The 19,611-nt window shown below is 66.6% G+C and carries 19 protein-coding genes; 13 read left to right on the forward strand and 6 right to left on the reverse strand.

Features of this window, described 5'->3' with window-relative positions:
• Positions 1-51: 51 nt before the first annotated feature.
• On the reverse strand, positions 52-1,188 hold the full coding sequence (locus FCE95_RS11990; RefSeq protein WP_137267241.1) for a GGDEF domain-containing protein: 1,137 nt from the start codon (positions 1,186-1,188) through the stop codon (positions 52-54).
• A gap of 51 nt (positions 1,189-1,239) precedes the next feature.
• A complete protein-coding gene (locus FCE95_RS11995; RefSeq protein ID WP_137267242.1) occupies positions 1,240-1,806 on the reverse strand; it encodes a TMEM165/GDT1 family protein in 567 nt (188 codons plus the stop codon).
• Between the two features lie 412 nt (positions 1,807-2,218).
• Between FCE95_RS11995 and FCE95_RS12000 the strand changes: the two genes are divergently transcribed.
• The 5 genes from FCE95_RS12000 (at position 2,219) to FCE95_RS12020 (ending at position 7,254) form a co-directional block, all read left to right on the forward strand.
• On the forward strand, positions 2,219-3,190 hold the full coding sequence (locus FCE95_RS12000) for a potassium channel beta subunit family protein (protein WP_137267243.1): 972 nt from the start codon (positions 2,219-2,221) through the stop codon (positions 3,188-3,190).
• 69 nt (positions 3,191-3,259) lie between these two features.
• Positions 3,260-3,475 carry a hemin uptake protein HemP gene (locus FCE95_RS12005; protein WP_137267244.1) on the forward strand — a complete coding sequence of 72 codons (216 nt, stop codon included), beginning with the start codon at positions 3,260-3,262 and terminating at the stop codon, positions 3,473-3,475.
• A gap of 117 nt (positions 3,476-3,592) precedes the next feature.
• Positions 3,593-5,827: a TonB-dependent hemoglobin/transferrin/lactoferrin family receptor gene (locus FCE95_RS12010; RefSeq protein ID WP_137267245.1), complete on the forward strand. Its 2,235-nt coding sequence runs from the start codon at positions 3,593-3,595 to the stop codon at positions 5,825-5,827.
• Positions 5,828-5,992: 165 nt separating this feature from the next.
• Positions 5,993-6,970, forward strand: coding sequence for a DUF6607 family protein (locus tag FCE95_RS12015; RefSeq protein ID WP_137267246.1), 978 nt, complete (start codon positions 5,993-5,995; stop codon positions 6,968-6,970).
• A 23-nt stretch (positions 6,971-6,993) separates the two neighbouring features.
• A complete protein-coding gene (locus FCE95_RS12020) occupies positions 6,994-7,254 on the forward strand; it encodes a hypothetical protein (protein ID WP_137267247.1) in 261 nt (86 codons plus the stop codon).
• A gap of 216 nt (positions 7,255-7,470) precedes the next feature.
• Here FCE95_RS12020 and FCE95_RS17390 read toward each other — a convergent pair whose 3' ends face one another.
• Genes FCE95_RS17390 through FCE95_RS12035 form a run of 3 tightly spaced genes read right to left on the reverse strand, consistent with a single transcriptional unit; the run spans position 7,471 to position 10,053 of the window.
• Positions 7,471-8,862 (reverse strand): PDZ domain-containing protein, encoded by a 1,392-nt coding sequence (locus FCE95_RS17390; protein WP_189644736.1) that lies wholly within the window; start codon positions 8,860-8,862, stop codon positions 7,471-7,473.
• Between the two features lie 26 nt (positions 8,863-8,888).
• Complete coding sequence (locus FCE95_RS12030; RefSeq protein ID WP_137267249.1) at positions 8,889-9,467, reverse strand: hypothetical protein; 579 nt, start codon at positions 9,465-9,467, stop codon at positions 8,889-8,891.
• Positions 9,460-10,053: an RNA polymerase sigma factor gene (locus FCE95_RS12035; protein WP_137267250.1), complete on the reverse strand. Its 594-nt coding sequence runs from the start codon at positions 10,051-10,053 to the stop codon at positions 9,460-9,462. Before FCE95_RS12035 ends, FCE95_RS12030 begins: the two co-directional genes overlap by 8 nt.
• A gap of 99 nt (positions 10,054-10,152) precedes the next feature.
• Between FCE95_RS12035 and FCE95_RS12040 the strand changes: the two genes are divergently transcribed.
• The 6 genes from FCE95_RS12040 (at position 10,153) to FCE95_RS12065 (ending at position 15,198) form a co-directional block, all read left to right on the forward strand.
• Positions 10,153-11,109, forward strand: coding sequence for an SPFH domain-containing protein (locus tag FCE95_RS12040; RefSeq protein WP_137267251.1), 957 nt, complete (start codon positions 10,153-10,155; stop codon positions 11,107-11,109).
• 3 nt (positions 11,110-11,112) lie between these two features.
• Complete coding sequence (locus FCE95_RS12045) at positions 11,113-11,544, forward strand: NfeD family protein (protein WP_137267252.1); 432 nt, start codon at positions 11,113-11,115, stop codon at positions 11,542-11,544.
• 163 nt (positions 11,545-11,707) lie between these two features.
• On the forward strand, positions 11,708-12,808 hold the full coding sequence (gene gcvT / locus FCE95_RS12050) for a glycine cleavage system aminomethyltransferase GcvT (RefSeq protein WP_137267253.1): 1,101 nt from the start codon (positions 11,708-11,710) through the stop codon (positions 12,806-12,808).
• A 19-nt stretch (positions 12,809-12,827) separates the two neighbouring features.
• Positions 12,828-13,457 carry a 2-hydroxychromene-2-carboxylate isomerase gene (locus tag FCE95_RS12055; protein WP_137267254.1) on the forward strand — a complete coding sequence of 210 codons (630 nt, stop codon included), beginning with the start codon at positions 12,828-12,830 and terminating at the stop codon, positions 13,455-13,457.
• Between the two features lie 59 nt (positions 13,458-13,516).
• A complete protein-coding gene (gene gcvH, locus FCE95_RS12060; RefSeq protein WP_137267255.1) occupies positions 13,517-13,912 on the forward strand; it encodes a glycine cleavage system protein GcvH in 396 nt (131 codons plus the stop codon).
• Positions 13,913-14,826: 914 nt separating this feature from the next.
• Positions 14,827-15,198, forward strand: a complete 372-nt coding sequence (locus FCE95_RS12065) for a hypothetical protein (protein WP_137267256.1) — start codon at positions 14,827-14,829, stop codon at positions 15,196-15,198.
• Between the two features lie 152 nt (positions 15,199-15,350).
• Here the strand turns inward: FCE95_RS12065 and FCE95_RS12070 are convergent, their stop codons facing one another.
• Positions 15,351-16,745 carry a serine hydrolase domain-containing protein gene (locus FCE95_RS12070; protein ID WP_137267257.1) on the reverse strand — a complete coding sequence of 465 codons (1,395 nt, stop codon included), beginning with the start codon at positions 16,743-16,745 and terminating at the stop codon, positions 15,351-15,353.
• A 94-nt stretch (positions 16,746-16,839) separates the two neighbouring features.
• Here FCE95_RS12070 and FCE95_RS12075 point away from each other — a divergent pair, with 94 nt between their 5' ends.
• Both FCE95_RS12075 and FCE95_RS12080 read left to right on the forward strand, forming a co-directional pair.
• Positions 16,840-17,436: a LemA family protein gene (locus FCE95_RS12075; protein WP_137267258.1), complete on the forward strand. Its 597-nt coding sequence runs from the start codon at positions 16,840-16,842 to the stop codon at positions 17,434-17,436.
• Positions 17,437-17,593: 157 nt separating this feature from the next.
• Positions 17,594-19,504 (forward strand): M48 family metallopeptidase, encoded by a 1,911-nt coding sequence (locus FCE95_RS12080; RefSeq protein ID WP_137267259.1) that lies wholly within the window; start codon positions 17,594-17,596, stop codon positions 19,502-19,504.
• Positions 19,505-19,611 lie beyond the last annotated feature (107 nt).

Genomic DNA, 19,611 nt, shown 5'->3' on the forward strand with positions numbered 1-19,611 from the left:
GCGTGCGTCGGCGCAGCGTAGAGCACGGCTCCGAGCCCGGCAACCGCCGGTTCAGTCGTCGCGCGCCACTACCCGGTTGCGGCCTTCGCGCTTGGCTTGCTGCAGGCGGCGGTCGGCGCGCTTGAGCAGGCCGGAGATGTCGCTGCCGTCGGCCGGAAAGCCGGCCAGTCCGGCGCTGAAGGTGATCCGCTGCGGCTCGGCGCCGCGCTCGGCCAGGAACCGCGATTCGGCCACCGCGCGGCGCAGGCTGTCGACCCGTTCCCAGGCGTTGCCGATCGGCTTGCGCAGCACCAGCACGAATTCCTCGCCGCCCAGCCGGATCAGCCATTCGTCCGATCCGGTCATGTCGGCGATGACGCCGACCACATGGCGCAGCGCGCGATCGCCCGCCAAGTGGCCGATCTCGTCGTTGATCCGCTTGAAATAGTCGATGTCGATCAACGCCAGGGTGAGCGTGGCGCCGTCGTGGCGGGCAGCGTCGAACAAGCGCGGCATCCGGTGCAGCAGCCAGGTGCGGTTCGGCAGCTGAGTCAGGCCGTCGGTGCCGGACATCTCCACCAGCCGCTGCATCCGGTAGACCACAGTGGAGACGATGATCGTCATCAGCGCCAGCAGCATCAGCCGCTGGATCTGGTTGGCCATCGTCACCGCGCCGTATTCGACCGAAAGCAAGTGTTCGGGGCTTTGCGCGGCGGCCAGCACGGCCCAGATCAGCGATCCGTATTGCACGATCGACAGCAAGCCCACGTACAGCACCAGGCGGCCGTCGTTGCGCAGCGCGGTCATGACGATGCCGATCGGGTAGAAGCCCCACACCACCATGCTGTTCAAGCCGGCCGGCAATTCGCCCATCGACAACAGCGCCAATACCAGCGTGGTGCTGGTGATGTCGTAAGTGCCGGTGGCGTAGGGCAGCCACGGATAGCGCTTGCGGCTGCGCGCCAGCGCCAACCAGACCTGCGAGACGATGATGACGAACACCGCCGCGCCGAAACCGATCAGGGTTTCGTCGAGCGGGCTGCCGACCAGCATGCCGGCCAGCGGCATGATCAGGATCAGCAGCGACAGCACGGCGCGCAGCCGCGCGACCAGCAACTCGCCGCCGGCGCCGACCTCGAGCATGATCTCGTCCGGCCGCGCCAGCAGCGTCTTCATGAATTCGGCCAGTTTCGGGCCCAGTTCGCGCATCCCATTCCCCTGCGGCCGGAGACCGCCGGCGCAGGATAGCCGCAACCGGCCTCAGCTGCCGATGCCGCGCCAGGCGACCCAGCCGGCCAGGGCCAGGAACAGCAGCGCCGCCGCGATCCGCGCCGCGCGCAGCGGGAGCCGGTCGGCGAAACGGCTGCCCAGCGCCACCACCGGCACGTTGGCTAACAGCATGCCGATCGTGGTGCCGGAGATGACTTCCCACAGCGGCGAATATTTCGCCGCCAGCAGCACCGTCGCGACCTGGGTCTTGTCGCCGATCTCGGCCACGAAGAAGGCGACGCACGTCGCCAGGAACGCGCCGTGCGCAGGCAAGCGCTGTTCGTCCTCTTCCAGCTTGTCCGGCTTCAGCGTCCACAGCGCGACCGCGAGGAAGCTGGCCACCACGATCCAGCGCAGCGCTTGCGGCGACAGCCATTGCGACACGGCCGCGCCGAACCAAGCCGCGAAGGCGTGGTTGAGCAAGGTGGCGGCGAGGATGCCGAGCACGATCGGCACCGGCTTGCGGTAGCGCGCGGACAGCAGCAGGGCGAGCAATTGCGTTTTGTCGCCGATTTCGGCGAGCGCGACCGTCAAGGTCGAAACCAACAGCGAATCCATCGAAGCTCCGGGCCGGGCGATTCGCGGCGAACGCGAAGGCCGACGCGACGCGGCCCGGCCTGGGTGCGCGTGCGCCTGCCTTCGGTCTTGCCCGTGCGCGGCCGTGCCGTCGCATCGCGCGCCATGGCCTGCCGGCCAAGTGTGTTGACGCGCGTCCCCCGCATCGATGCCGCGGGTGGGCTACTCCCCGGAGGAGGAAGTGATCGCATTCTAGCGGGGCTCGGTATGCGGTGGCGCAATGAGAACCATTCCTGCACCGCAGTCCTTTTGTGGGAGCGGCTTTAGCCGCGAGCTTTTCCTTCAAATCGCCGAGACTGTTGAAAAGCTCGCGGCTAAAGCCGCTCCCACATAAAAGCGGTGGCGCGGGCCGAGGGGTAAGATGCGGAAATCCTCCGTTTATGGTTCGAAAGCCATGCAATACCGCCGCCTAGGATCTTCGGGACTGCAGATATCGGCGCTCTCGTTCGGCGCCTGGGTCACCTTCGGCACCCAGGTCGGTCGCGGCGAGGCGCGCGAGCTGATCGCCGCGGCTTGGGACCACGGCGTCAATTTCTTCGACAACGCGGAGACCTACGCCCAAGGCGAAGCCGAACGGGTGATGGGCGACGTCATCGCCGACTTGCGCCTGCCGCGCGACGGCTACGCGGTGTCCAGCAAAGTCTTCTTCGGCTCGGCCGCCGATCCGCGGCCGATGCAGAAAGGCCTGTCGCGCAAGCACGTGCACGACGCTTGCCACGCCGCGCTCAAGCGCTTGCGCGTCGATTTCCTCGACTTGTACTACTGCCATCGCCCCGATCCGGACACGCCCATCGCCGAAACCGTGGCCGCGATGGACGCGCTGATCCGGCAAGGCAAGGTGCTGTACTGGGGCACGTCGGAATGGCCCGCGGCGGCGATCCGCGAAGCGCACAAGATCGCCCGCGCGCAGCACATGCACGCGCCGACGATGGAACAGCCGCAATACAACCTGCTGCACCGCGAACGGGTGGAATTGGAGTACGCCGCGCTGTACGCGGAATTCGGATTGGGCACGACGATTTGGTCGCCGCTGGCTTCGGGCTTGCTCACCGGCAAGTACAACGACGGCGTGCCTGCCGATTCGCGCTTGGCGCAGCCCGGATACACCTGGCTGCAGCGCGGCGCGTTCGGCGACGCCGCATCGCGGCGGGTGGAGCGGGCCCGCGCATTCACCCAGATGGCGGCCGAACTCGGCGCGGCGCCGGCGCCGCTGGCGATCGCTTGGTGCCTGCGCAATCCGCACGTGTCCTCGGTGATCTTGGGCGCAAGCCGAGTCGAGCAATTGCTGCAGAACCTGGAAGCGTTGGCGCTGGCCGAGCGCTACGACGAAGCGGTGTGGGCGCGGATCGAGGCCGCCACGGCGTAGCTGGGATTAGGTATTGACAGGCAAATGAGAATCATTACTATTTGCCTGGACGCCGCCAGGGAAACTCCCATGCCCACGCTCAGTCCCGCTCCGTTGCAAGCCGTGCCGTTGCAAGCCGTGTCCAAGCCGCAGAACGGCCTCGCCGCCGCCGCGCAAAGCGTGTCTTCGCAGGAAGTCGACAGCGACCGCCTGCTGCAGGGCCGCCGCGAAGTGCTGATCCGTCACGGCAACGAGTGCTATCGCTTGCGCCACACGCGCAACGACAAGCTGATCCTCACCAAATAACCCCACGTGTGCGCAGCACCGGTCCATCGCGGCCGGTGCTCGCGCATGCGTTCTTTCAGCCAGCCGACGGCACGCTGCCGGACGCCAGCCCGCCACATTCCTCTATCGCGAGCCGACATGCGTCCCTCCTTGCTCTCGTTCGCCCTGTGGTTGGCCCTGCCGGGCCTGGCCGCAGCCCAAACCGCGCCTTCCGGTCCCGCCGACGGCGGCGATAAAGCCATCGATCTCGATCCGGTCGTGGTGACGGCGACCCGCACCGCGCGTCCGTTGTCGAACGTGCCCAACACCGTCGACGTGATCGGCCGCGAACGCATGGACGACACCTTGGTCCGCGATCTGCGCGACCTGGTCCGCTACGAACCCGGCGTGTCGGTCACATCCGGCATCGGCCGCTTCGGCCTGGGCGACATCCGCATCCGCGGCTTGGGCGGCAATCGCGTGCGCATCCAGACCGACGGCATCGCCGTGTCCGACGCGTTCGCGATCGGCAGCTTCTCCAACGCCAATCGCAATTTCGTCGACATGGATACGCTCAAGCGCGTGGAGATCGTGCGCGGGCCGACCAGCTCGCTGTACGGCTCGGATGCGTTGGGCGGCGTGGTTTCGTTCGTAACCAAGGACCCGTCCGATTATCTGGACGGCGGCAAGGATGCCTATTTCGGTTTCAAGCTCAGCGCGGAAGGCGACTGGAGCGGCCTGTCTGCCGGCGCCACGGCGGCGTTCGGCAGCGATCGTTGGTCCGGCTTGGTGACGGTCAATCACCGTCAGGGCCAGGAAACCAAGAACATGGGCGAAAGAGGCGTGGACGGCGCGGCGCGCACCACGCCCAATCCGCAGGAACGCAATGGCCGCAGCGTGCTGAGCAAATTGGTGTATGCGCTCAGCCCGAGCCAGCGGTTCAAGCTCACCGTGGAAGGCGACGAAGACGCCGCCGAAACCGACATGCGCTCGTCGCTCGGCTTCCAGCCGCTGACCCGCGCCACCAATTCGGCGGTCGGCGGCGACGACCGTCAAACCCGGGCGCGGGTGTCGCTCGCGCACGAAATGGACGATGTCGGCACGGGGTTCGCCGATCGCTTCGACTGGCAGGTCTACCGCCAGGACAGCGAAACCAACCAGGACACTTTCGAAGTGCGGCGCACCGCCGCCGGCGTCGACGAACGCCGCGACCGTAGCTTCGATTTCGATCAGCGCCAGTACGGCGTGCAGGCCAACTTCTTCAAGTCGTTCGATACCGGCGCGGTGAAGCACGACCTGGCCTACGGCCTGGATGTTGCGCGCACCGAAACCAAGCAGAAGCGCGACGGCTTGGTCACCAATCTCGTCACCGGCCGCACCAGCAAGACGATGCTGCCGGACGTATTCCCGGCGCGCGATTTCCCCAACAGCCGCACCACGAATGCCGCGCTCTACCTGCAGGACGAAATGAGCTTCGCCGGCGGCGATTTCCGTCTCGTGCCGGGCGTGCGCGTGGACCGCTACGAATTGCGGCCGGACGTGGACAACATCTTCGCCGAAGACAATCCGGGCGTCGCCGTCACCGACCTGAGCAAGACCAACGTCTCGCCCAAGCTCGGCGCGGTTTGGCACTTCGCGCCGCAGTGGTCGCTGTTCGGCGGCTATTCGCGCGGCTTCCGCGCGCCGCCTTACCACGACGTCAACATCGGATTCACCAATCTAATGTTCGGCTACACCGCGATCGCCAATCCGGATTTGAAGCCGGAAACCAGCGACGGCTTCGAAGCCGGCGTGCGCTTCGTCGGCGATGCGGCCTACGCCAGCTTGTCGGGTTACCACAACCGCTACCGCGACTTCATCGAATCGTTCCGCTTCGTCGGCGTCAACGCCGGTGGCCTGCAGGTGTTCCAGTCGCAAAACATCGCCGACGCCAAGATCTACGGCGCCGAGCTGAAGGCGGGCGTCGATCTCGGCCGCTTGTCCGCGCGCATGGGCGGGTGGTCGTTGCGCGGCGCCGCGGCCTGGTCGCGCGGCCGCGACGAGACCCACGATACGCCGCTGCAATCGGTGGATCCGCTGACCGCGTCGCTGGGCGTGGCCTACGACCGCGACAGTTGGGGCGCCGAACTCGCCGGCCGTTTCGCGCAGCGCAAGAAGGACCTGGACGAACTCGGCCTGTACGCCACTCCCGGCTACGGTGTGCTCGATCTGCTCGCGCATTGGAATTTCGCACCGGGCGCCAAACTCAACGTCGGCGTGTTCAATCTGGCCGACCGCAAGTACTGGGAAGGCGGCGATCTGCCGGACGGCATCGCCTTGGCCAGCCTGGGCGCGCTCGATCGCTACACCAGTCCCGGCCGCAGCTTGTCGGTCAGTGTGGCGGTGAACTGGTGATGACCACCGGCGGGCTTTTGTGGGAGCGGCTTCAGCCGCGAGCTCTTCCCATCAATCGCCGGCACATGAAAAAGCTCGCGGCTGAAGCCGCTCCCACAAAGAGCAGCGAGGCTTGAGTTCTAAGAAACCCATTCGCGGCCGTGGCCGCCAGCCAGGAGCTAACCCATGAAATCGCACTCCCAGCCGGAGAAATTCGCCCTGAAAAACTTATGGGCTCTGGCGCCGTTGGCATTGCTGTCGCTGCCCGCAATCGCTCAGGACACCGCGCAGGACCGCAAATCGATCCTGGCGATGCAGGGCGAATACGTCGTCGATTTCGCTTTCGACGAAACCGTGTTGCTGCAGCCCGGCTACGAACGCGCGCCCGCGCAGCGCAGCGGCGGTAACGAGACCGTGATCGTGGTGGAAGACACGCCGACCAAGATCGTGCTGCAGCACATCCTGGTCGACGAGAAGAGCGGCCACGTCACCAAGCACTGGCGCCAGGACTGGGTCTATCAAGCGCCGAGCCGCTTCGAATTCAGCGCCGACCAGACTTGGCAGGTGCGCGCGATCCCGGCCGAAACCACGCGCGGCGCCTGGACGCAATGCGTGTTCGAAGTCAGCGATGCGCCGCGCTACTGCGGCACCGGCAAGTGGGCCTACGACAACGGCGTCGCCACCTGGACCAGCGACCTGACCTGGCGCCCGCTGCCGCGGCGCGAGTACACCAAGCGCAGCGACTACAACGCCGTCGCCGCGATCAACCGGCACACGCTCACCCCGGGCGGCTGGACCCATGAACAGTTCAATACCAAAGTCCTGCGCAAGCCCGACGGCAGCCAGACCGAACTGGCACGCGAATTCGGCTTCAACGATTACCAGAAGACGAAAGACGTCGACTTCAAGCCGGCCTATAAGTACTGGCGTGCCACCAAGGATTACTGGGCCCGCGTGCGTACGCGCTGGGATGATTTCCTGTCCAAGCCGCCGGGCGTGCATCTGAAGACCAAGATCGACGGCATGGCGATGATCATTCCGCTGTTCGAGCAGGCGGAGTCGTTGGAGCACGGCAAGCAAGTGGCTGACAAGCAGATCGACGAGGTGTTTGCGAAGTGGGTGGAACCTGCGAAGCCAAAAGCGATGGCTGAGCGCAGACGCTAACACGCCTGGTTAGTCCGGAGACGATGCGGGCCGCGATCTGCGCCGTGTCGTTAGGAGCCGGAAGACTTGCTGGGCCATTTATCCACGACGAGATCGCAGGTGGTCATCTGCTGCTCTTCGTCCTCGCGACAGTTCTTGAGCGCATCGCACCAAAAACTGCCGTACGCCCACTTGCAGACTCGCGGATGCGTATCCCGCTGTCGTTTTTCTTCGGCGCCGTGCCCGCCGCTTTCCGTGCCTTCGCGCGGCGTTTCGGTGATGGCGCTGCCGATGCCTGCGGCTAATGCAAACCCGCCACGAGCCCCGATAGCCGATACGTCTTCATGGCATCTCCTAGCTAGAACGAAGGGACGCTTGGCGATACGGCCAAGTCCATGACAGACGCAGGCCAGGGATGAAACGGATCATGGCCGGAAAATGTTTATAAAGAAGCTCTCTTAGATCCGGACACAAAAAAAGCCCGGGCAGGGCCCGGGCGATGGGGGATTAGGAGCTGAATCTCAACGTGTGATGGCTTGGACCTCTTTCACAACGCGTGGTTCCGCATCGCCGCTCGACCAAGTCGTCATGGTTCCGTCTTCGTTCACGTAAACGAAATTCACGCTGCGGCCGTTGACGGCATACACAGGCGGTGCGGGTGGTGCCGGCGGCATCGGCGGAAGGATCTTCGCGGCCGGCGGCGGCGTAGGCGGTTTCGGCGGAGCGAGCGGCGCAGGCGGTGCGGGCGCTCTCATCGCGGCCGGAGGTTTGGGCGGCTTGGGCGGGGCGGGCGGCGCTGGGGGCGCCGGCGGAGCCGGGAACGCGCGCAACCTGGGCACTTTGATCTGCGCAGTGGCCGATTTGCGATCGCGCAAATAAGCGACGGTGGCGCTGGCCTCGACGGGCTTGTCGCGCAGCACGTCCATCGCCTCGCGCGGCGTGTTGACGGTCTTGCCGTCGATCTTCTGGATTACGTCGCCGCTTTGCAGACCGCTCAACTCCCCGTTCGACAGCACCAGCACGCCTTTGTCGGTGCCGAAGTAGCGGCCCAGCTGCGGATCGACCTCGGCCAGGTTCAGTCCGTTCCAGCGGAACGCCGACAGCAGCACCGGCGCTTTGCAATCCTTGCCCTTGCCCTTGCACGACGCGAGCGGGTGCAGTTCCGCGAGCTGGCGCAGTTCCTTGCGGATCTCGGGCGAGATGCCGGGCGGCGGGTCGAAATCCATGCCCTCGAAGTCGAAATCGTAGTTGTAGTCGTAGTTGTAATTGTAGTCGTAGGCGATGTCGGGGATTTCGGCTTTGACGTCGCGGGCGATGCGCCGGATCCGATCGGCGTCGACCGCGATGCGCTTCATCGTGCCGTCCTTGTCGTCGTCGAACACGAAGGCATAGGCGCGGTCGACGCGCGGGGTGACGCTCACCACCGCGTTGCGCCCGCCGCGCACGTAGCCGATCTTGGCGGCGTTCTTGTCGTCCAGTTGGCCGAACAGCTTGCGCGCGTTGCGCACGCGCAGATCGCTGGTGTCGCCCAAGACCTGCACGCCGTTGACGCTGACGATGCGGTCGCCCGCAGCCAATCCGGCTTTGGCGGCGGCGCTGTCGGGCGTGACGCCCGCGATGCGCACGCCGCTGTCCCGGTCCGGTGCGAGGATCACGCCGACCACCGGCCTGCGCATCCGCATGCTGTCGATCTGCGCACGCCGCATCTGCCCTTCGGCGGTTTTCTGCGACAGCTCGGCGACGCGCTGGGCGGCGCGGGCGAGTTCGGCGCGCGCTTGGGCGAGTTCCTTCGCTGAGGCGGCGTCGGATTTCGAGGCGGCGTCGGATCGGGCCGGCGTCTGCGCGCCGGCGCCGGCCGCGGCCAAGGTCAGCGCGGCGGCCAGGAGGGAAAGGGAAAAACGGGAAGCTTTCATGGGGAACCCCTGTGCGTGGTGCATGTTCAATCGACGCGGGCGACCGCGCCGTCGTATCGCTCGCCATTGGCGGCCAGCCAGCGGCGGGTGCTTTCGAAGCCGGCTTGCGAACGCAATGCGTCTACGCGGCTGCGCCATAGCCAGAGCTGTTGTTCCGGCGACAGGCCGGGCCGCATCAGCGCGCGGTCGATGGTGGCGATGCGCGCATCCATTTCGCTGGAGAGCGCGGCGGCGCTGGCGCTGGAGACGCGGTCGTCGCGCGCGTACTGCAGCAGCGCCTCGAGCCGTGCGGATTCGGCGTAAAGCTGTTCGAGCTTAGGCTCGCCTTGCGCGGCTTCAGCTTGTTCGGGCACCGTCGCAGTCGCCACCGTCGCCGCGGCTTGTTCGGTGGAAGCCAGACGGTCTCGCAGGCTCCACGGCAAAGCGACCGCGGCGGTCACCGCCGCGGCGATGGCGAAACGCTGGACCCAACGCGGCTTGCGCCGCGCGTCCAAGCGCGCCGACAACCGCGCCCAGCCGTCGCCCGGCGGGGTTTCCGCGGGCAGCGCGGCGAAGGCCTCGTCCCAACCGGGCGACGGTTCGCGTTGCGAGTAGACATCAGGCATGGGCGCTTTCCTCGATCGTGTCTTCGGCTTGCAACAGCGCGCGCAGGCGGCGGGTGCCGCGGGCGAGCTGGGATTTGGAGAAGCTGGGCGTGCGCTGCATCAGCCCGGCGATCTCTTCATGGGTATAGCCCTCGGCGTGGTACAGCCACAGCACGCTGCGCGTCGCTGCGGGCAGCGCGGCCAAGGCGCGCTGCAGCTGCGCGGTGTCGGCGGCGGCGGGCGGCGGCGGGCTCGGGTCTTCCGCGAAATCGTTGATCGTCTCGTCGGAAATCTCATGTGCCAGCTTGCGGCCGCGGCGCAGCCGCATCAGCGCCTCGTTGACCGCGATCTGCCGCAGCCAACCCCAGAACGGGCTGCTGCCGCGGAAATCGGAAATCCGGTCGATCACTTTCAACATCGTCTCCTGAAGCACCTCGGCGGCCTCGTCGCGGTCGCCGCCGATCCGCATGGCCAGGGTGAACACCGGCCGCTCGAACCAGCGGTACAGCTGCTCGAAAGCCGCCCGCTCGCCGGCCCGCGCCCGGCGCAACAGGGCGTCCGGCACGTCGATCGCGAAACTGGACGGGCGTACAGGTTCGGGCGGCATTCGTACTCCTAGATGCCGGAGGCCGGGAAAGCGTCGCAGCCCCGGGGCGGACGCGGCCTGGCCCTATACTGGCCTCATCCGTGAGGGGAGGGAATCGACATGTCCGTAGGCTTCTTGCTGTCCGTGGTGCTGGTGTTCGTCGCCATCGTCTTCCTGGCGAAGATGCTGCGGATGGTGCCCCAGGGTTACGAATGGACCGTCGAGCGGTTCGGCAAGTACACCCACACCCTCGACCCGGGCCTGCACATCCTGATGCCGATCTACCAGCGCGTCGGGCGCAAGATCAACATGATGGAGCAGGTGCTGGAGGTCCCCAGCCAGGACGTGATCACCAAGGACAACGCGGTGGTCAAGGTCGACGGCATCGTCTTCTTCCAGGTACTCGATGCGGCCAAGGCCGCCTACGAAGTCGCGCAGCTGGAAGTGGCCATCCTGAACCTGGTGATGACCAACATCCGCACCGCGATCGGTTCGATGGACCTGGACGAATCGCTGTCCAAGCGCGACGAGATCAACGCCAAGGTGCTGATGGCGGTGGACCAGGCCACCCATCCCTGGGGCCTAAAGGTCAATCGCATCGAATTGAAGGACATCCAGCCGCCGCGCGACCTGGTCGAATCGATGGCCCGGCAGATGAAGGCCGAGCGCGAGAAGCGCGCCAACATCCTGGAAGCCGAAGGCCACCGCGCCTCCGAAATCCTGCGCGCCGAGGGCGACAAGCAGGCCGCGATCCTGGAAGCCGAAGGCAAGCGCGAAGCCGCCTACCGCGAAGCCGAAGCGCGCGAGCGTTTGGCCGAAGCGGAAGCCAAGGCGACGCAGATGGTGTCCGACGCCATCGCCGGCGGCAACGTCAACGCTATCAACTATTTCGTCGCACAGAAATACATCGAAGCGTTCAAGGCCCTGGCCGAAGCGCCGAACCAGAAGTTCGTGATGATGCCGATGGAGTCGGCCGGCATCATCGGCTCGCTCGGCGGCATCGCCGAACTGGCCAAGGAAGCGATGAACCGGCAGACGTCGGCGACGGTGCAGACGCCGCCGCGTTCGGGAGGCTGATCCATGCGTTGGGAGGTCTACGCCTGGGCGATCCTGGCGTTGGTGCTGATCGCGGCCGAGACGGTCGCGCCCGGCGCCTTCCTGATGTGGCTGGGTTTCGCCGCCGGCGCCATGTTCCTGCTGGTGCTGGCGTTCCCGGACATGCCGCTGCTGATGCAGGCGGTGCTGTTCACCGTGCTGGCCTTCGCGTTCGTGTACGCCTATCGCCGCTGGTTCCGCGACCGCGACCGGCGCAGCGACCAGCCGGCGTTGAACCGCCGCACTTCGGCCTTGATCGGCCGAGTGGTGAAGCTGGAGAGCGCCATCGTCCGCGGCCGCGGACGGGTGCAGATCGCCGATGCGTATTGGGATGTGGTCGGTCCGGACATGGCCGCGGGCGAAGAGGTGCGCATCGTCGGCGCGGAAGGCATGACCCTGCGCGTCGAGGCTTTGTAGGCGGCGCTGCTTTCGCTCTTGTAGGAGCGGCTTTAGCCGCGAGCTCTACCGGCAGATCGCTGCGACCCGACGGAGCTCGCGGCTGAAGCCGCTCCCACAAAAGCCGGCGGGCAACAGGTGGCCGGGTCTGGGATAATGGCGCTCTTTGCCTCAGGACGCCGCGATGACCCAGAAGACCATCCTCAACGACGCCCACCGCGCGCTCGGCGCCAAGATGGTCGACTTCGGCGGCTGGGACATGCCGCTGCATTACGGCTCTCAAGTCGACGAGCATCACCAGGTGCGGCGCGACGCCGGCATGTTCGACGTCAGCCACATGACCGTCGTCGACCTGCGCGGTGCGCGCACCCGCGAGTTCCTGCGCAAGCTGGTCGCCAATTCGGTCGACAAGCTGCAGAAGCCGGGCAAGGCGCTGTACACCTGCATGCTGAACGAGCAGGGCGGGGTGATCGACGATCTGATCGTGTATTTCCTGGGCGAGGATTTCTTCCGCCTGGTGGTGAACGCCGCCACCCGCGACAAAGACTTGGCGTGGATCAATGCGCAGGCCGCACCGTTCGCCGTCGAAGTGACCGAGCGCCCGGAGCTGGCGATGATCGCCGTGCAGGGCCCGACCGCGCGCGAACGCGTGCTCGGCCTGCTGTCGGCCGACACCGCCGCCGCGGCCGGCAAGATCGGCAAGTTCGTCGCCACCGAAGCAGTCATGGCCGACGGTACGCCGCTGTTCGTCGCCCGCACCGGCTACACCGGCGAGGACGGCTTCGAAATCGTCGTCCACCAGGACCACGCCGTCGCGCTGTGGAACGCGCTGCTCGCCGCCGGGGTGAAGCCGGCAGGCCTGGGCGCGCGCGACACGCTGCGTTTGGAAGCGGGCATGGCGCTGTACGGCCAGGACATGGACGACACCGTATCGCCCTACGAAGCCGCCTTGGCGTGGACGGTCGCATTGGACGAAGGCCGCAGCTTCACCGGCCGCGGTTTGCTGGAAAAACAAAAGGCCGGCGGCGCGCCGCGACAGATGATCGGCCTGGTGATGGACGAAAAGGGCGTGCTGCGCCACGGCCAGAAAGTGCTGACCGCGCAGGGCGAGGGCGAAATCCTGTCCGGCACGTTCTCGCCGACGCTGGGCAAGGCGATCGCGTTCGCGCGCGTGCCCGCCGGCGAGCCGGGCCAGGTGCGCGTGGACATCCGCGGCCGCGAGGTGCCGGTGCGGGTGGTGAAGTTCCCGTTCGTCCGCGACGGCAAGCCGCAGGAAGGCATCTGACCGCATCGGAACGCGCGCCGTGGAAACGCTCGACTATTACTTCAGCCTGCTCTCGCCTTACGCCTACCTGGGCCACGCCGAGCTGCTGAAGATGGCGGACGAAACCGGCGTGCGCTTGGTCTACCGCCCGGTGCGCATCTTCGATCTATTCGCCGCCAACGGCGGACTGCCGCTGGGACAGCGCGCGCCGGCGCGGCAGCGCTACCGTCTGCTGGAGCTGCAGCGCTGGCGCGAGCGCCGCGGCTTGCCGCTGAACTTGCGGCCGCGCTTCTTCCCGGTCGATCCGACGCTGGCCGACGGCGCGGCGATCGTACTGGCCGATGCGGGCGCCGATCCGTCGGCCTACGTCGCCGCGGGATTCCGCGCGGTCTGGGCGGAGGACCGCGACATCGCCGATCGCGCCACCGTCGCCGCGCTGCTGCGCGACGCCGGCCACGACCCCGAACCGGTGTTGGCCGCCGCCGCGACCCCGGCCGTCGCCGCGCGCTATCGGGCCAATACCGACGCGGCCATCGCCGCCGATCTCCCCGGCTTGCCGGGTTACGTGCGCGGCGGCGAAGCGTTCTGGGGGCAGGATCGGATCGGCCTGTTGCGCGAAGCGATCGCCGCCGGTCGCGCGCCGTACCGCGCGGACGGATTCCTTCGCTAAACTAAGCGCTCGAACCCTTCCCCGACCGCAACCTTCCGGTTGAGCACCACGGAGCAGATATGAGCGAGATCCCCGGCGATCTGAAATTCCTGAAGTCCCACGAATGGGCCCGCGTCGAAGGCGACGGCAAGATCACGGTCGGCATTTCCGATCATGCCCAGGGGCTGCTCGGCGATCTGGTCTACGTGGAATTGCCGAACGTCGGCGACCGCGTCGAAGTCGGCACCGCCTGCGCGGTGGTCGAGTCGGTGAAGGCCGCCTCCGACGTGTACACGCCGGTGACCGGCAAGGTGGTGGAAGTCAACAGCGCGCTGGCCGACAAGCCCGAAACGATCAACGAAGACGCCTACGGCGACGGCTGGATCTTCGTGGTCGAAGCCGAAGAACCGGACCAGCTCAACGAGCTGCTCGGTCCGGACGACTACGCCGAACTGCTGGAAGACGAAGATCACTGAGCCTCGCCGCTGGCGAGCGCGAACGGAACCCGCAACGGCGACGCTGCGGGTTTTTTATGGCCCGATTGCAGCGAAGCGAACGCCGTAAAACCGCCGCCGACGTCGCGATGCCGATCGCCGCGCGAACCGGTTGATCGGATCGAACGACGCGCCGATCTTCACCTCCGCTGCACGCTTCGCGGTTCGTTCGCGGGTCGCGACGACTGCTTTCGGCCGGTCCGAAGTTCGCGCAAATTCGCGCAAATGGACTTGTGCGGGGCAAAAAATCGGCCGGCCGTAAAAAATTTTTTAGGGGGCCGGAAACGGGTCGCGCCGCTGCCGCAGCGCATGCGCGTGCGTTGCGATCGAACGTCGCGGCAAGCTTGCGCCGACGCGCCGCGCGCGAAAAAGAATACTTAAAACATAGTGTTTTTTTCGCGAGCGACGGACGCGGCGCGCGTCGCCGCGCATCGCGATGCGAATCGCGATCGGCGTATCGGCGGCGTGCGGAGGCGATCCGCCCCCGCCCCACTGTCCCAAAAAAACGCCTCGGGGGTGTTGACAGTGGAAAAAACCGTGATTAGGTTTCGCCCCAAGCAGACATTGCCTGCGGAAGCGAGTGAGTCGAATCAAATCGAAAACGCGAAGCAAAACTGAGCGATCCGCCCGGACTTTCTATACGGTGGACTCGGGCTTCGTCTCCCCCGCGAAAACGCAAAGCACCCCATTCCGACACCCGCGCCGCCACCGCGTCGCGGGTGTTTTTGCTTCGTGCGGGCGGTTCCGCACGGGTCCGCGCGCGGTAGGCGCGGCGGGCCTTAACGAATCCGTTCCGCTGCGCCTGGCGCAGCGGCGGTTGGTCGCGGGTCCGACTCCCGCGATGGTTCAAGACCTGGGCAGTTGTATCCGATAGTCCACTGACGAGGAGCCATCCCATGGCTATGAAGAAAGCCGCTAAGAAACGTCCGGCCAAGAAGGCCGCGAAGAAAGCTGCGAAGAAGACCGGCGCCCGCAAGGCCGCCAAGAAGACCGTCCGCAAGGCTGCTAAGAAGACCGCCAAGAAGACGACCAAGAAGGCTGCGAAGCGTCGTCCGGCCAAGAAGGCCGCGAAGAAGACCGCACGCCGTCCGGCCGCTAAGAAGGCGACGAAGAAGGCCACCAAGAAGCGCGCCAAGAAGGCCGCTAAGAAGCGTCCGGCTAAGAAGGCTGCGAAGAAGGCCGCCAAGAAGGCCAAGAAGCGTCCTGCTCGCCGTTCCAAGAAGGCTGCTCCGGCCACCATGCCGGCTATGCCTGCTCCGATGATCTGAAAAAAAGAAAAACCCGATTAGCCGTAACACCAGACTCCTCTCCGCGCCCAGGCGGAGGGGAGTTTTTTATTGGGCCGAGCTCCCACAAAAGCGATCCTAAAAAAGCGAATTCCCGCTTTCGCGGGGATCGGTTGGGGAGCGGAAGGCGCCGATCAATCCGGCGCGGCTTCCGAAGTCGAGGAATCGACGCCCGCCGCATCTTCGGCCGGCGCGCGGGCCATCATCGTGCCCGGCGTCTTGTTGCCGGTGTCGACCCAAGCCACCGCCGGCAATCCGACCGCCGCATCCAGGATGGTCGGCAGCAGGCCGGAAGGCAGCGAGCTTTCGCTGTTCCAGAGAATGGCGATGCCCAGGTCGCGTTCCGGCAGCAGCGCCATCATCCCGCGATAGCCCTGCACGGCGCCGGCATGGAACACGACGGGGTGGCCCGAGTAGTCGTACACGCGCCAGCCCAAGGCATAGCTGGCCGAGAACACGCGCTCGCGGCGCCAAGGCGAGCCGCGCAGTTCGGCGGGGGTGTCGATCAGCGGTGCGTGCAGCGTCGCCAGCAACGGCGCCGGCAGCACGTCGGGACGATGTCCGCTCTGTGCGATCAGCCATTGCGCCAGATCGCTGATGCTGGCGTTGACGCCGGCGGCGGGCGCGACCCGGTAATAGGTGGGCTTGGGCATCAGCGACACCCAGCCGCCGCGCGCGCGCACGTGCGGCCGCGCCCAGCGCGGGCTGGCTTCGATGCCTTCCAAGCCGTAGCTGGCGTCGTTCATGCCCAGCGGCTTGAAGATGCGGCGCGAGACGGTCTCGCTGTAGAACTGGCCGGTCGCGGCGAAAACGACATCGCCGATCGTACTGAAGGCCACGTTCTGGTACGCGTAGCACTCGCCCGGCGCGCATTTCATCGGCGCGTAGGCCAATTTCTGCAGCAGGTCGCGGTAGTCGCCGCCGCGTTCGATGTCGCGGTCGTAAGCGTTGTGGGTCAGGCCGACGCGATGGCTGAGGATGTCGGCCACGGTCAGCCGCTGCGCGGCGTTCGGATCGGCCAGCCGGAAATCCGGCATGTAGTCGGTGAGCTTGCTGTCCCAGCGCAGCGCGCCTTCGGAGACCAGCATGCCGGTGATGGTGCCGGCGAAGGATTTCGAGAGCGAGGCCAAACGGAATACGGTGTGCGCGTCGATCGGTTCGGCTGCGGAAACGTCGGTGACGCCGTAGCCGCGCGCCGACAGCACTCTTCCGTTCTGCACGATCGCAAGCGCCAAGCCGGGAATGCGCTGGTCGGCCACCAATTCTTGGGCGATGGTTTCGAACTGGCGCACGTCGAAGCCGGGCGCGAGCGGCAATGCGTTCTGCTGCAGCGCCGGCGCGAAAGCCGGCGCGGTGGCATTGGAAGCGGCGGTGTTGGCGGCGACGGCCGCCTGGGTCTGCGCGGCTTGCGAAGGGCCGTCCCAGCGCAGCGGCGTCTGCGCGGCCGAACTCAGCGCCAGCGGAGCGAGCAGGCCGACCAGGCCCGCGCGCCAGGAGTACCGATGGGGTCGAAAACGGCTGCCTTTCATCGGAAGTCTCCCCTGCGTATGCTGCGGCTCCGGGCCGTCTTTACCGGATACTAATCGGTATTAAACGGACTTTGCATGAACAAGGGGAACTTTGATGCTTACTCTGTTGATCCTGCTGGTAATTGTGGTGGTGGTCGCATTCTGGGCAGTGGGCATCTACAACGGCCTGGTCACCGCCCGGAACGCCTTCAAGAACGCCTTCGCCCAGATCGACGTGCAGCTGCAGCGCCGCTTCGACCTGATCCCCAATCTGGTGGAGACGGCCAAGGGCTATCTGAGCCATGAGCGCGAGACGCTGGAGGCGGTGATCGCCGCCCGCGGCGCCGCCGTGTCCGGCTTGGCCGCGGCCAAGGCCAGCCCGGGCGATCCGGCCGCCATGGCCGAACTGGCCAATACGCAGGGCATGCTCAACAACGCGCTGGGCCGGCTGTTGGCGGTGTCCGAGGCCTATCCGGACCTGAAGGCCAACCAGAACATGATGCAGCTCACCGAAGAGCTGACCAGCACCGAGAACAAGGTGGCCTTCGCCCGCCAGGCCTTCAACGATTCGGTGATGGCCTACAACAACAAGCGCGAGACCTTCCCGTCCAGCGTGGTGGCCGGCATGTTCGCGTTCGCTCCCGCCGCGTTGCTGGAAATCCCGGCGGAGAAGCAGGCCGAAGTGCGCGCTGCGCCGAAGGTGCAGTTCTAAGCTTTCGTCCCCCTCTCCCGCTTGCGGGAGAGGGTTGGGGTGAGGGCGCGGCGAAGCGACGTCGCCACATGAGCCTTCGCAGTTCCTCCGAACCCTCATCCGCCCTTCAGGCACCTTCTCCCGATGGGAAAAGGGAAGAGCAGGAGCAGCGCATCGCATGAACTTCTTCGAACGCCAAGCCGCGGCCAGGCGCACCTCCACGCGCCTGATCGTGCTGTTCGCGCTGGCCGTGCTGGGCATCGTCGCCGCGGTGGACTTGGCCGTGCTGATCGCCTTCGGCGGCGGTGGCGGCGGTTTGATCGCCACGTCGGTGATCACCGCCGCGATCATCGGCTTCGGCTCGCTCTACCGCATGGCCTCGCTGCGCGGCGGCGGCGAATCGGTCGCGCTGCAATTCGGCGGCACGCTGGTGGCCGAAGGCACCACCGAAACTTCGCTGCGGCGCCTGCGCAACGTGGTCGAGGAGATCGCGATCGCTTCCGGCGTGCCGGTGCCGAAGATCTACGTGCTCGAGCACGAAGCCGCGATCAACGCGTTCGCCGCCGGCTATTCGCCTTCCGATGCCGCCATCGCGGTGACCCGCGGCGCGCTGGACCAGCTCAACCGCGACGAATTGCAGGGCGTGATCGCGCACGAATTCAGCCATGTGCTGAACGGCGACATGCGCTTGAACATCCGCCTGATCGGCGTGCTGTTCGGGATCCTGATGCTGGGCCTGATCGGCCGCAAGATCCTGCAGCACGGCACCGGCGGCCGCGGCCGCGGCGCGGGCGCGGTGCTGATCGCGGCCTTGATCGCGCTGCTCGTCGGCTACATCGGCCTGTTCTTCGGGCGCATGATCAAGGCCGGCGTCAGCCGCAGCCGCGAATCCTTGGCCGATGCGTCGGCGGTGCAGTTCACCCGCCAGACCACGGGCCTGGCCGGTGCGTTGAAGAAGATCGCGGCCAGCCAAGGCGGATCGAAACTCAGCCAGCCCGGCGATGCCGAAGAAGTGAGCCACATGCTGTTCGGCGACGGCGTCGGCTTCAGCGGTTTGTTCGCCACCCATCCGCCGCTGCTGCAGCGCATCCAGGCGCTGGAGCCGGGTTTCCGCGAAGAAGAACTCGACGACCTGCGCCGCCGCTGGAGCGTGCGCGGCCCGAGCGCGGAGGACGCCAATCTGCGCAAGGGCAAGGCCGACGATAGCCGCTCGCCGCTGCCCGGCGGCATCCCGCCGATCCTGCCGGCCGCGGCCGCGCAACTGAACGTGACCCCGCCGATGGTCGCCGCGCAGGTCGCCCGGCCCACGCCGGACGATTACGAGCGCGCCGACAGCATCGTCGCTTCGCTGCCCGACGCTTTGCGCGAATTGGCCAAGCAGCGCGACGCGGTGATGCCGCTGTTGCTGGGGCTGTTGCTGGATCTCTCGGCGCCGGTGCGGGAGAAGCAGCGCGCCGAAATCGAGGCGCGGCTGGGCGGAGAAGTCGCCGCGTCGGCGCTGCGCTTGCGCGATCAGCAACTCGCCAGCCTGCATCCGATGCTGCGCCTGCCGCTGGCGGCGCTGGCGTTCCCGGTATTGCGCCTGCGGCCGCGCCCGGAACTGGGCGCGTTCATGGACACCGTGCACGCGGTGGTCAACACCGACGGCCAAGTCTCGTTGTTCGAGTACTGCCTGGGCCGTTTGCTGGAAGTGCAGGTGCGCGAATCGCTGGACCCGTCGCAGTACGCACGCTTCGGCCGGCGCAAGACCGGCAGCGTCAAGCAGGAATTCTCGACGTTGCTGGCGGTGGTCGCGCAATCGGGCCACGACGATGCCGGCGCGGCCCAGCGCGCCTACCTCGCGGGCATGCAACGCGTGCTGCCGCGCGATCACGTGCCTTACGCGCCGCCGGCGAACGGCGTGCTCGCGCTGGACGCGGTTTGGGAACCGCTGGATGCGCTCGATCCACTGGCCAAGCAGGTGATGGTGGAAGCGATCACCGCCGCGATCAGCCACGACGGCCGCGTCGTGGTCGCCGAGGCCGAATTGCTGCGTACGATCTGCGGCGCGCTGCATTGTCCGTTGCCGCCGATGCTGGAGCGAGCGTAGGGTGGGCTTTAGCCCACCATCGCCATTTTTCGCATGCGACGAACAATGATCGTAAGCTTCATGCGCTCCGATCGTTGTTTGTCGTAATAGCAGCACGGCAATGGTGG

The organism is Luteimonas gilva, assembly GCF_005239095.1.
Lineage (GTDB): Bacteria > Pseudomonadota > Gammaproteobacteria > Xanthomonadales > Xanthomonadaceae > Luteimonas_C > Luteimonas_C gilva.